General features: G+C 62.0%; 15 protein-coding genes. 4 read left to right on the top strand and 11 right to left on the bottom strand.

Translation table 11 applies throughout. The features are described from left to right. Position 1: 1 nt before the first annotated feature. Positions 2–694, bottom strand: coding sequence for a class I SAM-dependent methyltransferase (locus tag BLW80_RS21200; protein WP_244528371.1), 693 nt, complete (start codon positions 692–694; stop codon positions 2–4). A 169-nt stretch (positions 695–863) separates the two neighbouring features. Here BLW80_RS21200 and BLW80_RS21195 point away from each other — a divergent pair, with 169 nt between their 5' ends. Further along, positions 864–2072 carry a BtaA family protein gene (locus BLW80_RS21195; protein ID WP_093759500.1) on the top strand — a complete coding sequence of 403 codons (1209 nt, stop codon included), beginning with the start codon at positions 864–866 and terminating at the stop codon, positions 2070–2072. A gap of 162 nt (positions 2073–2234) precedes the next feature. Here BLW80_RS21195 and BLW80_RS21190 read toward each other — a convergent pair whose 3' ends face one another. The 5 genes from BLW80_RS21190 to BLW80_RS21170 form a co-directional block, all read right to left on the bottom strand. Then, positions 2235–2942 carry an ABC transporter ATP-binding protein gene (locus BLW80_RS21190; RefSeq protein WP_093759499.1) on the bottom strand — a complete coding sequence of 236 codons (708 nt, stop codon included), beginning with the start codon at positions 2940–2942 and terminating at the stop codon, positions 2235–2237. Further along, a complete protein-coding gene (locus BLW80_RS21185; protein ID WP_093759498.1) occupies positions 2929–3672 on the bottom strand; it encodes an ABC transporter ATP-binding protein in 744 nt (247 codons plus the stop codon). Before BLW80_RS21185 ends, BLW80_RS21190 begins: the two co-directional genes overlap by 14 nt. Next, on the bottom strand, positions 3669–4598 hold the full coding sequence (locus tag BLW80_RS21180) for a branched-chain amino acid ABC transporter permease (RefSeq protein WP_089262167.1): 930 nt from the start codon (positions 4596–4598) through the stop codon (positions 3669–3671). Before BLW80_RS21180 ends, BLW80_RS21185 begins: the two co-directional genes overlap by 4 nt. Before the next feature lies 1 nt (position 4599). Further along, positions 4600–5454, bottom strand: a complete 855-nt coding sequence (locus tag BLW80_RS21175; protein WP_068733337.1) for a branched-chain amino acid ABC transporter permease — start codon at positions 5452–5454, stop codon at positions 4600–4602. Between the two features lie 178 nt (positions 5455–5632). Next, positions 5633–6856 carry an ABC transporter substrate-binding protein gene (locus BLW80_RS21170; protein ID WP_093759497.1) on the bottom strand — a complete coding sequence of 408 codons (1224 nt, stop codon included), beginning with the start codon at positions 6854–6856 and terminating at the stop codon, positions 5633–5635. A 266-nt stretch (positions 6857–7122) separates the two neighbouring features. Here BLW80_RS21170 and BLW80_RS21165 point away from each other — a divergent pair, with 266 nt between their 5' ends. Then, complete coding sequence (locus tag BLW80_RS21165) at positions 7123–7536, top strand: VOC family protein (RefSeq protein WP_093759496.1); 414 nt, start codon at positions 7123–7125, stop codon at positions 7534–7536. A 314-nt stretch (positions 7537–7850) separates the two neighbouring features. Here the strand turns inward: BLW80_RS21165 and BLW80_RS21160 are convergent, their stop codons facing one another. Further along, on the bottom strand, positions 7851–8258 hold the full coding sequence (locus BLW80_RS21160) for a hypothetical protein (RefSeq protein WP_093759495.1): 408 nt from the start codon (positions 8256–8258) through the stop codon (positions 7851–7853). Positions 8259–8487: 229 nt separating this feature from the next. Between BLW80_RS21160 and BLW80_RS21155 the strand changes: the two genes are divergently transcribed. Next, complete coding sequence (locus BLW80_RS21155; protein WP_244528369.1) at positions 8488–8877, top strand: hypothetical protein; 390 nt, start codon at positions 8488–8490, stop codon at positions 8875–8877. 209 nt (positions 8878–9086) lie between these two features. Here the strand turns inward: BLW80_RS21155 and BLW80_RS21150 are convergent, their stop codons facing one another. The 4 genes from BLW80_RS21150 to BLW80_RS21130 form a co-directional block, all read right to left on the bottom strand. Further along, complete coding sequence (locus tag BLW80_RS21150; RefSeq protein ID WP_093759493.1) at positions 9087–10376, bottom strand: ArgE/DapE family deacylase; 1290 nt, start codon at positions 10374–10376, stop codon at positions 9087–9089. Positions 10377–10403: 27 nt separating this feature from the next. Then, entirely contained in the window at positions 10404–11681 is a 1278-nt protein-coding gene (gene gabT, locus BLW80_RS21145; RefSeq protein ID WP_093759492.1) for a 4-aminobutyrate--2-oxoglutarate transaminase, read from the bottom strand. 270 nt (positions 11682–11951) lie between these two features. Further along, the gene (locus BLW80_RS21135) at positions 11952–12977 is read right to left on the bottom strand and encodes a histone deacetylase family protein (RefSeq protein WP_093759490.1); all 1026 of its coding nucleotides are present in this window, start codon (positions 12975–12977) and stop codon (positions 11952–11954) included. Further along, on the bottom strand, positions 12974–13672 hold the full coding sequence (locus BLW80_RS21130; RefSeq protein ID WP_231078048.1) for a GntR family transcriptional regulator: 699 nt from the start codon (positions 13670–13672) through the stop codon (positions 12974–12976). Before BLW80_RS21130 ends, BLW80_RS21135 begins: the two co-directional genes overlap by 4 nt. Before the next feature lie 139 nt (positions 13673–13811). Here BLW80_RS21130 and BLW80_RS21125 point away from each other — a divergent pair, with 139 nt between their 5' ends. Then, positions 13812–14585 (top strand): class II aldolase/adducin family protein, encoded by a 774-nt coding sequence (locus BLW80_RS21125; protein ID WP_093759488.1) that lies wholly within the window; start codon positions 13812–13814, stop codon positions 14583–14585. Positions 14586–14630 lie beyond the last annotated feature (45 nt).

Genomic DNA, 14630 nt, shown 5'->3' with positions numbered 1-14630 from the left:
ATTACTTCGGCAGTGTCAGCATCGCCGATTGCGCATAGCCGCGGAACGGACGATTGAAGTCGAGATTGGCGTGGTGACGCTCGGCGAGTGTCTTCAGCACGTTGAGAAGTTCGCGGCGCGGCGTCACGTCGAATAGCGTCAGCCAGCGCAATAGCAGCTTGCTCGCGATCTTTGGCAACCGCTCCTGATGGCCGAAATCCACGATATGCAGTTGCCCGCCGGGCTTGAGCTGCGAGACGGCGTGATCGAGCACATCCTGCCAGCTCGGGATCATCGAGAGGCTGTAGGAAATCATGACGTGATCGAATGACGGAACAGCAAAGATGCGTGCCGGATCGAAATTCGTCGCATCGCCATGGGCGACGCGAACGGTATCCGTGAGCTGGTTGCGGGCGATCGAGGCAATCGCTGTGGTCAGCATCTCGGTCGAAATATCGATGCCGTAAAATACCGCTTGTGGATATCTGCGGGCAGCCTGAACCAGATTGCGGCCGGTGCCGCAGCCGACCTCCAGCACTGTCGCACCCGGCGCAGGCGCGAGTTCTGCGATGAGCTGATCGCGGCCGAGAAGATAGTACCGGCGCGTCGCGTCATAGATGAAGCGCTGCCAGCGATACATCCGGTTCATGCGATGGGTGGCTTCGTTCGACCATGCGGGCTGACCGCCGTCTTCGTATTCGGAGACAATCGTCATGGCGCACCTCATCGCATCCGGATGAGCGATCCATTTCATCGCAACACGACAGCGGTGTGACAGTAGTTTCGTCGCGGGAATCGGCCGAAATTTAGAATGACTGTCGCAAAACCGCAGTCTGCGCTTGATAAAAATTTCAGATTGTCGATTCGAAGGGTTCAAGAAACCGATGAATACGCATCTGATCGCCGACGCCGTTCGCAATAGCCGTGGTCGCGAGGAAACGACGATCTGGGACAGGCTGTTCGCCTTCTGGTTCCGCCGGCTGGTCTATACCCAGATCTGGGAAGATCCCGAGGCGGACATGGCGGCGCTGAAACTGGCGCCCGGTTCGACGATTGTCACTATCTCCAGCGGCGGCTGCAACGCGCTGTCCTATCTGTCGGCGAAGCCCGAGCATGTCTATGCGGTCGATCTGAATGAAGCGCATCTGTCGCTGCTGAAGCTGAAGCTCGCCGGCCTGCGCGCACTGCCGAACTATCAGGACTTCTGGAAATTCTTCGGCGAAGGCGCCTCGGATACCAATGTCGGCCTGTATCGCGAGCGGCTGCGCCCGCTGCTCGATGCCGAAGCGCGCGGCTATTGGGACGAGCGCGATATCCAGGGCCGCCCGCGCTACGGTTACTTCAGTGACGGCTTCTATCGTCATGGCGCGCTCGGCCGCTTCATCGGCTTCGCGCATACGCTGGCGAAGCTCGCCCGCATCGATCTCAAAGCGTTGTTGCACGAGGACAAGCAGTCCCCGGCGCGCAAGCGCGCGCTGGAACGCCTGCACTGGCTGTTCCACTCCCGGCTCGCTCGTATGATGACGAAGACGCCGGCGCTGTTGTTCAGTCTCGGCATCCCGCCGCAGCAGCGTACATTGCTGGGCGGCAACCAGCCGCTCAACGAAGTGCTGCATCAGCGTCTGCTCGCTCTGATCGACGTGCATCCGAACGCCAACAACTATTTTGCCTGGCAGGCGCTGAGCCGCAGCTATGTCGGCCCCGGTGACAAGTGCTTACCGCTCTATCTGCAGCAGAGCCGCTACGCGGACACCGCCAGCCGCGCCGCTCTGGTCACGCCCGTGCATGCCAATCTGCGCGTGTTCCTGGAGAGCCTTCCAGCCCGCCAGATCGACGCGGTCGTGCTGCTGGATTCGCAGGACTGGATGGCGCCGGATGAAATCCGTGCGCTGTGGGACGCGATCGACCGCGCCGGCAAGGACGGCATCCGCGTGATCTTCCGCACCGCCGGTGCCGAGTCACCGCTGGACGATCCGGAACATGCATCGCTGCGTGAGACGTGGCAGCGCGATGAGGCGCGCAGTGCCAAAGGTCTGGCTGCGGATCGCTCCGGCATTTATGGCGGGTTTCATCTGTATACGCGGAAGGCGTAAGCGATCTTATTCGCCGAACTCCACATGTCGTCCCCGCGTAGGCGGGGACCCATACACGCTGGAGCTTTGGATTGAGTAAGATAGTCGTAGCTCTGCCGCCTAAACGACGCCGACCGTGATTATGGATCCCCGCCTTCGCGGGGATGACATGAGAGTACCTGACTACACCCCCAGATAGATCTGCTGGATGTACTTGTCGCCAGCGATCTCCGCCGACGTCCCCTCACGGATCGTCCGCCCATGTTCCAGCACATAGACCCGATCCGCAATCCGCAGCGTCGATGTCGCGTCCTGTTCGACGATCAGGATCGCGGTGCCGTCTCTCCGGATCTGCTGGATCGAGTCGAAGATCAGCCCCTTCAGCCGCGGCGCGATGCCGACCGAGGGCTCGTCCAGCAGCAGCAGTTCCGGCCGGCCCATCAGCGCGCGGCCGATGGCCACCATCTGCTGTTCGCCGCCCGACAATGTACTGGACTGTTGCCATTGCCGTTCGCGCAGCACCGGGAATAGCGTGAAGACGCGCTCCAGGTCCTTCTCGACGTCGGCATTGTTCTTGCGCAGGTAAGCGCCGAGCTGCAGGTTCTTCAGAACTGAGAGTTCCGAGAACAGCTTGCGTCCTTCGGGGCAGTGGCAAATGCCCTTGGCGACGACGTTAAACGGTTCGATCGGATGCAGCGATGCATCCTTGAAATTCAGCGTGCCCTGCGAGGCGATGCTGCGCGAGATGGCCTTCAGCAGCGTGGTCTTGCCCGCACCATTGGGGCCGAGCACGCCAATCAGTTCACCCTTCTCGACCCTGATCGAGACGGATTCGATGGCCAGCGCCTTGCCATAACTGACCTTGAGATCGGCGACTTCAAGCAGAGGCATGGGCTTCCTCCGTCTTGCCGATATAGGCTTCGATCACCTTCTCGTTCTTCACGATCTCTTCCGGAGGGCCGACGGCGATGATCTCGCCGAAATTCATCGCGATCACGCGCGATACGAGTGCCATGAACTCGCGCAGCTTGTGTTCGATCAGCAAAATAGTGAGGTTCTCCTCGCGATGCAGACGCCTGATCAGTTGCGCCAGTTGTTCGATCTCGCTGCTGCCAAGCCCTGCGAAGGGCTCGTCGAGCAGCAGCAGGTCCGGGCGCGTCGCCAATGCGCGCGCGATCTCGAGCCGTCGCAGGTCGCCGTAAGGCAGCGTCTCCACCGGCTCCTTGTCACGGCCGCCGAGGCCGACCTGTCCCAGCAGATAGCTGGCGCGCGCCTCCTTGTCCTTGTCCTCGCTGGCGCGCGGCGACATGCAGGCCACCAGCACGTTCTCCAGCAGGTTCATGCCGACAAAGGGACGCGTGAGCTGGAAGGTGCGGGCCATGCCGCGATTGACCACCTTGTAGGGCGCGAGTTCGCGGACCAGGTCGCCATTGAAATGGATCGTGCCAGATGTCGGCTGCATGAAGCCGGTGAGGATGTTGAACAATGTCGTCTTGCCGGCGCCGTTCGGGCCGAGAATGCCGGTGAACTCGCCTTTCTTCAGCGTAAAACTCGCATTTTTCACGGCGGTGAGGCCGCCGAAGCGTTTGGTCACGCCGTTGACTTCGAGCAGATCGGTCATCGCAGGCGCTCCGTCAGCCGGCGCCAGAGCGGCGCGATCAGTCCATTGGGCAGGAAGAACAGGATCAGCATCAGGGTCAGCGTGTAGATCCACAGCCGGTATTCGCCGAAGCCGCGCAGCATCTCGGTGAGCAGCGTCAGGAGGATCGCGGCAATGGCGGCGCCATAGATCGAGCCGATGCCGCCGACATAGACCATGATGATCACCGTGATCGACACAACCACCGAAAACAGTGGCGGCGATACCTGCAGCTGGTAATGCGCATAGAGCGCGCCGCCGAGCCCGGCGAAGCCGGCCGAGATCATCAGCGACACGATCTTGTAGAACGTGACATTGATGCCGGCAGCCTGACAGGTCGCCTCGTCGCCGCGGATCGCGCGCAGCAGCAGGCCCCAATGCGACTGCGCCAGCAGCGTCAGCGCGATCACGGTGACCGCGAGAATCGCCAGCACGAACCAGTAGTAGTGTAGCGGATTTTTCATCAAGGGATCGAGGCCGTAGATGCCTTCCTCGCCGCCGGTATATTCCCAGAAAATCAGACACAGCCGCTGCAGGATCGCGGAGGCGGAGAGCATCGCCAGCGCGAAATATGGCCCACGCAACCGCAATGTCGGGAAACCGACCAGCAGGCTGAAGGCGATGGCGATCACCACGCCGAGCGGCAGGCTGACCCACGGATTTGTCGACCAGATCGAAGACAGGAAGCCGGCGGTATAGGCGCCGGCGCCGATGAACAGCGAGTGGCCGAAGTTCTCGCGCCCGGTGAGGCCGGACATGAAGTCCCAGCTCGAGGCCCAGATGCCGTAGATCACGCAGACCGTGAGCACGCCGGTGAGATAGTTGCTGGCGGCGAACATGGGCAGCAAAGCGAGGAAGGCGACGACGAGGATGCCGCCTGCGATGTCGATGGGGGCGATGCGTTTCATGTCAGAATGCCGCCCGTCGCCCGAGGAGTCCTGACGGACGTATCATCAGCGTGACGACGACCGCGACCAGCGACACCAGCTCCGTCCATGACGTCGAAATCAGATAGGCGACGATGGTCTCGGAATAGCCGAGGATCAGCGACGCGATGATGCTGCCGGGGATCGAGCCGAGGCCGCCGACGATGACGATGGCGAAGGCCTTCACCATCGGCAGCAGGCCCATGGTGGGCTGCACCGTGAGGAAGGGCGACACCAGCACGCCGGCCAGCGCCGCGGTGCCGGCGGAAATCGCCATCACGATGGAGAAGATACGGTTGGTCGGGATGCCCATATATTGCGCGGCTTCCGGATCCTGCGAGACGGCGAGGATGGCCGCGCCGAGGCGTGTGCGCTGGATGAACAGCCAGAGGCCGAGCAGCACGAGGACACCGGCGACAAGGGCGAGCAGGCGCTGGCCGGAGATATCGACGCCGCCGATCGAGAGCTTGTCAGCCACGAAGGAAGGTACGTTGCGATATTCGGAGCCGAAAGTGATGAACAGCGCCTGTTCGACCGCGAGCGAAACGGCGAGGGTAATCATCAGCACCGCGAGCTGAGACGAGCGCAGCGGACGCACCAGAAAACGTTCCATCACCACGCCGAAGCCCGCGACGATCAATACCGCCAGCGGGGCTGCGATGAAGAGCGGAACGCCGAGTAGCGAGGTGAGGACATAGGCCGCATAGGCGCCGAGTGCGTAGAACGAGCCATGGGCGAGATTGAGGATGCGGGCGACGCCGAAGATCAGGGTGAAACCAACGGCCAGCATCGCATAGATGGCGCTGGAGACCGCGCCGTAGATCAGAATCTGAAGCATGAGAACCCGCTGTTGAGGACCGGACAACAGGCTCCTCGTCATTGCGAGGAGCCACTTGGCGACGAAGCAATCCAGTTCTCGCTTGTGGCTTCTGGATTGCTTCGCTCAGGGGAGGCCGCGAAGGACGGCTCCCCTGGCTCGCAATGACGGCCGTTAGGGTACGGCTTGGTCCGACGCTTTAGTTGCTCATCCAGGGGGGCGCGATCATCGGGCCGGTGGCGGCTTCCTTCGGCCAGACCACAACGCGAGCGCCGTCCTTCTGCCACTGCACGAACAGCAGGTTCTGCAGTCCGGGGCCGGTCTTCACATCGTGCACTTCGTCGAACACCAGCTTGCCGGCGATGCCGACGTGGTCGGTCTTCTCCAGCTCCTTGATGACAGCATCGGGCTCGATGGAGTTGGCGCGCTTCACGGCATCGGCATAGACATAAACGGCATCATAGGCGCCGATGCCGGTATAGACAGGCGCGGTGCCGAAGCGCTTCACGAATTCATCCCAGAACGGAATGGTCTTTGGGGTAAGCGGCGCGCGGATGGCGAACATGCCGACGGTTTCGGCATTGGCCTTGCCGCTGACGCGCGTGAAGAAGTCGGCGTCCTGGCTCTTCACGTCGATGCCGCCGATCGGAATCGGCACCTGCGCGTCATGCCACTGCTTGACGAAAATGTCCGATGAGGCATGCGAGAGCACGACGATCAGATACTGCGCGCCGGAATTCTTCACCTTGGCGAACAGCGGTGAGAAATCCGAGGTCGAAGTGTCGAAGAATTCGGCCAGCGTCACGTCGGTGCCGCCGTCGGTCGCGCCCTTTTTCAGGATCGGAACGAGATCCTGCACCCATTTGGCGTTCTCGCCGACGATGGCGATCTTCTTCAGGCCCATCTCACCTTTCAGCTTGCCGTTGATGAAGTCGACCAACGCGCGGGCCTGATGCGCCGCGTTGATGGGGAAGGCGCGGAAAATATACTTGTAATTCTCGTAGTCTGTTTTCACCTTTGCGGTGATGGCCGGGGAGGCCGCGCCGACGCCGATATAGATCGTCTTGGCGTTGGAAATATGCGGCAGCTGGGCCAGTGTGACGCCTGACGTATAGCCGCCGATCAGCACGTTGACCTTGTCATCGGCGGTGAGCTTCTTGATTGCAGCGATGCCCTGTTCGGGATTCTCGGTCTCGTCGGCGACAACCATTTCGAGCTTGCGGCCGAGCAATCCGCCCTTGGCGTTGATCTCTTCGATGGCCAGCTTGGCGGCGTTCTGCGTATCGCGACCGACCTGCAGCTGGACCGACGTCGGAATGCCGATCTTGATCGGCGCTTGCTGGGCAGATGCTGGAGCAGCGGAAGCAAGGGCGCCAGCAACAATCATACTCGCAGCCGCAAGCGGCCTCAGAAATGAGTCCATGGTGTCTCTCCCTAGAGGCATCTGGGTCGTTGCCCGATGCTTTTTTGTGTGATCACAGACTGCCAAGTGCGGCGAGAGCAAGTCAAGGAAGATTGCGCGCAGCAACACTGTGTCGCGGATTAAATTGCGAGCATTCACAACGTGTACTTCTGTTGCGTTGCGATGACGCGCAGGCGCAATGTGCCTTGCAGTTGTAGGCGCGCAGCCAGCCGTGCGAGCTTTGACGCTGATGGATCGTCTCGCCGGATGAGCATGGAGAGGCCGGGATGAATGAACAGGGTGCAGGCACCAGGTCAGCCTTTCAAGCCATTCGCGCCATCGACTACACGGTCATCTTCGTCCGAGACATGGACGCGATGCGGCACTTCTACGAGACGCTGCTCGGCTTTTCGCTGCAGCGCGTGCTGTCGTCCGGCTGGATAGAATTTCGTATCGGCAGCAACACGTTAGCTCTGGCGATACCAAGCCGTACCGCGTCGGATCATCCGATCCCGGTTGGCAGTGCAGCACTTCAGCTCGCTTTCAAGGTTTCCGTGGCGGAGGTCGATGCGTGTGCCGAGGAATTAGTGCGAAAAGGTATCAGCCTCGTATCACCGCCGACCGATCAGGTCTTTAGACATCGCACGCTGTTCTTTCGCGATCCCGACGGGAATTTGCTGGAGGTGTTCGCTGATATCTAGGTGCCACCGATGCTCTGCACGTGATCGGACGCACGCAGTCACAGCATGACGCAGGTCGCGTGATGGGTAACGGCTGCGTGTTTGGGTGGTCAGGATTGTCGGCCAAGGGGTGGGACCGCCGACGCAGGTAATAACGGCGGTCCCGTGCCGTGCATTGAAATTCGGGGTTGGAAAGCGACTTCCGCACCCCACTGCGCGACGCGATCGACGCTATCCCAGCCGGGTTTTGTCGCAACTTAAACCAAATCTTAACCTAACCGATTAGGCTTACCTGGCCGGCTTTTCGAGCATTTTTAGTAAAGGTGGAGAATAATCTACTCCGCAGCCCGGGCCAGCAGCGTGATGTCGTTGGCATTGGCGCAATAATTCTCGTAGTTCGCCGCCGCCGTCTTGGCTGCGAGGTCGGCGCCGCAGGTCCGCTTGTGCGCGCAACTGGCGCAGGCGTGGCGCATCTCCATCATGTCAGGCGGCCGGATCTTGGCAATGGCGGCCTCGTCAAAACCGAGCGCGCGGAGCATCTGCGGCAATTCCTCCGCACCGTTCACGCCTCTGCGCACGATCGTATCGAGATCGCTTGGCGCAAGGCCAAGCTCATGGGCCATGCGTTTGAACTCGCCGCTGTCGAGCGCACCGAGTTCGTTGAGCTGGCGACGCTGGATCAACCAGTCGCCAATGCGTTCGATGAGATTGCTGACGACGGGATAGGGCTGGACGGATGTCATGGCGGTCTCCGCTGCTGAGAGTGATTGAGCGAAGGGTCTGCGCAGCAGCGCGGAGTCGCATTGCGCTGGATCAATCGGTGGGTGCGGCATGGACGGTTAGTCTTACCGCCAGAAATGCCTGCGCCGCAGGCACTTTCCGGGGAAACTCGAGGCTGGATTCAACGTTATCCATGCTTAACTTAGAGACATTGTTAGTCCAGAAGCCGGGAACCGGCCTCAGGAGGCGTAAATGAGTTGCAAGCGTTTGAGTATGATTGCGGCCGGCGTCAGTCTGCTGGCGTGCGTCGGTGCCGCGCAAGCGGACACATACAAGCCCGGCGAATTCTTGCTGCTCGACCTGCAGAAGGCCGTGCTGTCGCCGAAACTGCTGGGCCCGCCCGCGTCATTCGAGCAGGTGCAGATCCAGGCCAAGGCCGATGCGAAGGCGAATGTGAAAGCCGATCCGGCGAAGGCAGCACCGCGTCTTGTGCGCGCGCAGTCTGCGAAGCCGGTGGCGCAGCGCGCTGCTGCGCAGAAGAAGGTCGCTCGCCGCGGCAATCCGCTGGATTCCAATGCGGCGGACACGCGGGTGCAGGTCTGGCCGTGCCGCACAGGCGGCATCTGCAGCTGGCAGAAATGAGCCGCCTGCTTTCTTAACCTCGCCCCGTTCTTTACGGGGAGAGGTCGGCGCGTAGCGCCGGGTGAGGGGCCTTGTACGGCGCCAACTACACACGAGGGTTATCGGGTCGATAAATACGCGGACCTACTCACTCCGAAATTTGACGAGACGCCGTACCCGGCCCCTCACCCCAACCCTCTCCCCGCGCAGAGCGGGGAGAGGGAGCAGTCTCAGGCCTTGATCTCTTCCACGCCGCACCATTCGGCGATGAACAGCGCCAGCGCCGTTGTCGTCTTCTTCAATGAGGGCAGGTTGACGCCTTCGTCGAAGCCGTGGACGCCGCGCGAGATGCAGCCGTAGTTCAGCGTCGGCACATTGTCGAACAACGCGTAGACGCGGCTGTCGAGATAGGCGAGCGAGATTTCCGGCTTGGGCTTCTGGCCGAACACCGCTTCATGCGCCGTGGCCAGCGTGGCTTCTGCATCAGATCCCGGCTTGAGTTCGTAGCCTTCGGCCTGGAAGCCGTTGAAGGTCACGGTCGGCGGGATGTTCGACAGGAACGGATCCTGATGCGCGAAGGCGGCGACGCAGTCGGTGATTTCCTTCTTTGCTGCTTCGGCTGTCTTGCCGGGCAGCAGCGAGATGCGGAAGTCCACCTTGCACCAGGCCGGGACCGATGACGCCCAGTCGCCGCCGGCGATCTTGCCGATGTTCAGGTTGACCGGCTTCTCGATGTTCTTGAAGTGCTCGTGCTGGTCCTTGGTCGCATTCCACTTGGCTTCCAGCTTGCGCAATTCGCCGATGATGCGATAGGCGCCGTCGATGGCGTTGGCCCCGGTGCCCATGCGCTGCACATGCACCGGCACGCCGCGGACTTCGACCTGGAACCAGACCACGCCGATATTGGCGCGCGTGATCGTCTCATGCGACGGCTCCGATACCACCACGGCATCGGCTTTGTAGCCGCGCAGATGCGTCATCAGCGCGCCGTCGCCGGTGGATTCTTCTTCCACGACAGACTGCAGATAGACCGTCGCCGCCGGCTGCAGGCCGAGGCTCTTCAGCGCGTCGAGGGCGAAGATGTTGGAGGCGCAGCCAGCCTTCATGTCGCCGGCGCCGCGGCCCTGCATCCAGTCGCCCTGGATAACGGGGTCATAGGGCGGCGTGGTCCACATGTCGTGCGGGCCTTCCGGCACCACATCGACATGGCCCTGCATGATCAGCGAGCGGCCCTTTTCCTCGCGCGGATAATGCGTGCCGACCACGATCGGCGCGGTCGAATGCAGGTCGTCCCAGGCGCCGGCGCCGGGATGGTGCCCAAGCGCTGCGCGGTCCATCTCGAAGCGCTCCATCTTGTAGCCGCGCGCCTTCATGGCGCGGAACATGAAGTCCTGCATCGTATGTTCGTTGCCGCGGGTGGAGACGTGGCGCACCATGTCCTGGGTGAACTTCACCTGGGCATCGAAGCCCTTGTCGACGGCGGCGATGATCTTGTCGCGGAGGGCGGGATCGAGAGCCATGTGTTTTTCCTTTTCTTGTGAGAGGGCTCAGGCGGTCAGCGCGCGCTCGAGCTTGTCCATGCCTTCGTCGAGGATTTCATCCTGGGCGGTCAGCGGAACGAGCACGCGGATGGTGTTGAAGTTGACGCCGCAGGACAGTAGGATCAGGCCTTCCTCGGTGGCCTTCTGCGTCACCTTCTTGGTCACTTCGGCGTCCGGCGCATCCGAGCCGCGCTCCTTGACGATGTCGAAGGCGATCATGGCGCCGACATTGCGGATGCTGGCGATCGGCACGAGGTCGTTTCGCTGCTGCATCTTCTTCAGGCGCGTGGTGATGCGCTCGCCGATATGGTTGGCGCGGTCGATCAGCTTCTCTTTCTCGAACACGTCGAGCACGGCCATCGCTGCGGCAATCGCCAGCGGGTTGCCGGCATAGGTGCCGCCGAGGCCGCCCGGATCGGCTGCGTCCATGATCTTGGCCTTGCCGATCACGCCCGACAGCGGGAAGCCGCCGGCGAGGCTCTTCGCCACGGTGATGAGGTCAGGCTTCACGTCGTAATGTTCCATCGCGAACATCTTGCCGGTGCGGCCGTAACCCGTTTGCACTTCGTCGGCGATGAAGACGATTCCATTCTCGTCGCAGATCTTGCGCAGCGCGCGCATCAGTTCCGGCGGCGCCTGGTGGAAGCCGCCTTCGCCCTGCACGGGCTCGATGATGATGGCGGCAACGCGGGCCGGATCGATGTCGGCCTTGAACAGGAAGCTGAGATACTTGAGCGATTCCTCAACCGTGACATCGAGCGGCGCGGCCGGGAACGGCACGTGCCAGACTTCCGGCATGGCTCCGCCAAAGCCCTTCTTGTACGGGAACACCTTACCGGTCATGGTCATGGTCATGTGGGTGCGGCCATGGAAACCGCCGGTGAAGGCGATCACGCCGGCGCGGCCGGTGGCGGCGCGGGCCATCTTGATGGCGTTCTCGGTCGCTTCGGCGCCGGTGGTGAAGAATGCGGTCTTGGTGGCGCCGTCGATCGGCGCCAGCTTGTTCAGGCGCTCGGCGAGGGTCACGTAGGATTCATACAGCAGCACCTGGAAGCAGGTGTGCGTGAAGTTCTCCATCTGCGCACGCACGGCAGCCATGATGGTCGGGTGGCAGTGGCCGGTGTTGAGCACGGCGATGCCGCCGGCGAAGTCGACATAGCGCTTGCCTTCGACGTCCCAGACTTCCGCATTCAGTGCGCGCTGCGCCGAGATCGGGGTGGAGTGGCCGATGCCGCGGGGAACAGCGGCTTCGCGGCGTGCGAAGATTTCTGCATTGGTCGACATTCGAGTTTGTCCTTCGAGTTTTCTTGGATGTTGTTGGGTGTGGATCAGTGGATGGAGCAGGCTGCTGCGCCGGGCGCTGTAGGCTCCCTCGCCCCGCTGTTGCGGGGAGAGGGGTGGGGTGAGGGGCTCTTGCGATCCGCAAGTGCAGTGCGTGCGATGAGCGCCGTGCCATGCCCCTCACCCGCCGCGAAGACGCGGCGACCTCTCCCCGCGCAGTGCGGGGAGAGGTTAAGAAAGCGCGGCGTGCTGGTGTTCACTCGATAAGTCCAATCACCGCGCGGCTTCGAAACCGGCGAGCGTGGAGGTGAGGTTGGCGCCCAGGATGTCGGACAGATATCCGCCTTCCTGAACGAGGACCGTAGGCAGGCCCATGCGCGCAACGGCTTCGCCGATGCGCTTGAAGCCCGGGGTGGTGACTTTCAGGGCAGCCAGCGGATCGTGCTCGGACGCGTCGAGGCCGAGAGCGAGAACCAGAGCCGTCGGCGCAAACGACTTGATGGTCTTCTCGGCGACAGCAAGCGCGTCGATGAAGCCATCGTCACCGGTGCCGAGCGCGAGCGGAATGTTGAGATTGGTGCCGAGGCCGTTGCCTTCACCCTTCTCATGGGCATAGCCCCAGACGAAGGGGTAGTAGCCGACGGGATCGGCATGGATCGACACCGTCAGCACGTCCGGACGCGCATAGAAGATGCCCTGGGTGCCGTTGCCGTGATGCACGTCGACATCGAGGATTGCGACGCGCTCATGCTTGGTGCGCAGATGCTCGGCGGCGATCGCCGAATTGTTCATGAAGCAGAAGCCGCCGGCCATGTCGCGATAGGCGTGATGGCCGGGCGGGCGGCAGAGTGCATAGACCGCGTCCGCACCGTCCATCACCATCTGCGCCGCGGTGACGGCGACGTCGGTGGATGCGCAGGCACCAAGCCACGTGCCTGGACCGATTGGCGCTGCGGTATCGGCGGTGTGCCAGCCGAGCTTGCCGGTGATGTGGGTCGGATAGCTGCCCGCCACGCGGTTCGGGTGGATATTGGCGATCATCTCCGGGCCGTAATCCGGCAGCTTGATCCATTCCTCCCAGGCGCCTTCGAGGAAGCGCAGATATTCCGGCGAGTGCACGCGGGCGCGTGGGCCCTGGCCGAATTCGGTCGGCGCGACGATCGTGTGCTTGCCGTCGGCGAGGCCTTTCAGCAGGCGCTCGGCGCGCTCCGGCTGCTCGGTGGTTTTACGGACCTGACCGCGTACAAGAAAGAACTGCGGATCATGGCTCTTGTGCTTGTCGGAATACACTGCCTTCACGTGGCGGCTCCATTCGTTGAGGAGGGAAGTTCGCGGACCAGCTTGCCGACTTCGCGCCAGGCAGCGCCGATGTGATAGTCGATCCGCGCGGTGATGATATCGGGATGCCCCTGTTCGAGGACTTCGAGCAGTGCCTCATGGGTCTGTGCAATGCGATGCGGATCGTCATAGAGCCGGCCGATCAGGCCGATCGTCATACGCAGTTCCGAAGCAAGATCGTCGAACAAGCGCAACAGGCGCTTGCTGCCGGCGATTTCGCAGATCATGCGGTGAAATTTGTAGTCTTCCTCGATCTGCCGGGCGTGATCGTCGATCGCTGCCGTCTCATGCATGACGTCGATCTGCCGGCGCAGCATGTCGCGATTGGCAGGCGTCATGTTCTTCGAGGCGAGCACGCCGGCGTGACATTCGACGCAGATGCGCAGGTCGTAGACCTCGTCGATATCCGTTGCTTCAAGCTTGCGGACGAAGAAGCCGCGGCGCGGATGCGAGACCAACAGGCCCTGTTGCTCGAGCAGCCGTGCAGCTTCACGGACAGGAGCGCGGCTGACGCCGAGTTCGCGGGCGATGCCGGCTTCGACGACTTTGGCGCCAGGCAGCAGCTGCCCCTTGATGATGGCCTGGGTCAGGATGCGTGCGACCTGCCCGACAAGATCGGTGTCGGCGAGGGCGGTCAGACCAACTGGAGGAGACATCAAACGCATGCGGGGGACCCGTTTCTTCCCCTGTACAAGAATTAATCGTCGATTGTCGACAGTTTAATCTTGCGAGCTGCCATGCGATTGTGTTTCCTGCCCGCACCTTAAAAAAAAGCCGGGAACCGCGCCTGTGAATATGCATGCAAACCTTACGCCGACCCTCGATGCCGCCAAGCAGGTTCGTATCGATCTTGCTGCGGCCTATCGTCTGATCCATCGCCTCGGCCTCGATGACAGCATTTACACTCATATCTCGGTGCGCGTCCCCGGCACCCAGGACCGCTTCCTGATCAATCCCTATGGCATGCGCTTCGAGGAAGTGACGGCCGGCAACCTCGTCACCGTCGACGTCGACGGTAAAGTTGTCGACGATCCGCTCGGCCTCGGTATCAATCCGGCCGGCTTCACCATTCACAGCGCCGTTCACGCCGCCCGCCACGACGCGCAGTGCGTGCTGCATACGCATACCGTTGCCGGTGTCGCCGTGTCGTGCCTGAAGGACGGTCTGCAGCCGCTGAACCAGTGGTCGATGCAGTTCACCGACCGCATCGCCTATCATGACTTTGAAGGCATCGCGCTGGACCTGTCCGAGCGCGAGCGTCTGGTCGCCGATCTCGGCGACAAGATGGTGCTTATCCTGCGCAATCACGGCCTGCTCACTTGCGGTCGCTCGGTTGGCGAGGCCTTCAAGCTGATGTTCAACATGGAGCGCTCCTGCCGCGCGCAGCTCGCGATTCTTTCAACCGGCGCAGAAGTCATTCGCCCGTCCCACGCCATTGCCGCACACACCGCCGGCCAGTATGACCGCGGTTACGACAAGGTGCATGGCACCGAAGGCGGCAAGCCGGACAGCGAGTGGGAAGCGTTCAAGCGCATGCTCGATCGCACGGACGCCGATTACAAGAATTGATCCGACTTCCGCTACACATGGTCAACTGATCTGGGTTACGTGCCA

This window comes from Tardiphaga sp. OK245 (genome assembly GCF_900108575.1).
GTDB classification, from domain to species: Bacteria; Pseudomonadota; Alphaproteobacteria; order Rhizobiales; family Xanthobacteraceae; genus Tardiphaga; species Tardiphaga robiniae.
This window is presented reverse-complemented; position numbering and strand designations above follow the sequence as displayed.

Excerpts from the sequence above, each read along its gene's own strand:
- BLW80_RS21150 (WP_093759493.1), bottom strand. The coding sequence starts at position 10,376 with ATGGCTCTCGATCCCGCCCTCCGCGACAAGATCATCGCCGCCGTCGAC.
- gabT (WP_093759492.1), bottom strand. The coding sequence starts at position 11,681 with ATGTCGACCAATGCAGAAATCTTCGCACGCCGCGAAGCCGCTGTTCCC.
- BLW80_RS21170 (WP_093759497.1), bottom strand. The coding sequence starts at position 6,856 with ATGGACTCATTTCTGAGGCCGCTTGCGGCTGCGAGTATGATTGTTGCT.
- BLW80_RS21125 (WP_093759488.1), top strand. The coding sequence starts at position 13,812 with ATGCATGCAAACCTTACGCCGACCCTCGATGCCGCCAAGCAGGTTCGT.
- BLW80_RS21180 (WP_089262167.1), bottom strand. The coding sequence starts at position 4,598 with ATGAAACGCATCGCCCCCATCGACATCGCAGGCGGCATCCTCGTCGTC.
- BLW80_RS21155 (WP_244528369.1), top strand. The coding sequence starts at position 8,488 with ATGAGTTGCAAGCGTTTGAGTATGATTGCGGCCGGCGTCAGTCTGCTG.
- BLW80_RS21130 (WP_231078048.1), bottom strand. The coding sequence starts at position 13,672 with ATGTCTCCTCCAGTTGGTCTGACCGCCCTCGCCGACACCGATCTTGTC.
- BLW80_RS21165 (WP_093759496.1), top strand. The coding sequence starts at position 7,123 with ATGAATGAACAGGGTGCAGGCACCAGGTCAGCCTTTCAAGCCATTCGC.
- BLW80_RS21190 (WP_093759499.1), bottom strand. The coding sequence starts at position 2,942 with ATGCCTCTGCTTGAAGTCGCCGATCTCAAGGTCAGTTATGGCAAGGCG.
- BLW80_RS21175 (WP_068733337.1), bottom strand. The coding sequence starts at position 5,454 with ATGCTTCAGATTCTGATCTACGGCGCGGTCTCCAGCGCCATCTATGCG.
- BLW80_RS21200 (WP_244528371.1), bottom strand. The coding sequence starts at position 694 with ATGACGATTGTCTCCGAATACGAAGACGGCGGTCAGCCCGCATGGTCG.
- BLW80_RS21160 (WP_093759495.1), bottom strand. The coding sequence starts at position 8,258 with ATGACATCCGTCCAGCCCTATCCCGTCGTCAGCAATCTCATCGAACGC.
- BLW80_RS21195 (WP_093759500.1), top strand. The coding sequence starts at position 864 with ATGAATACGCATCTGATCGCCGACGCCGTTCGCAATAGCCGTGGTCGC.
- BLW80_RS21185 (WP_093759498.1), bottom strand. The coding sequence starts at position 3,672 with ATGACCGATCTGCTCGAAGTCAACGGCGTGACCAAACGCTTCGGCGGC.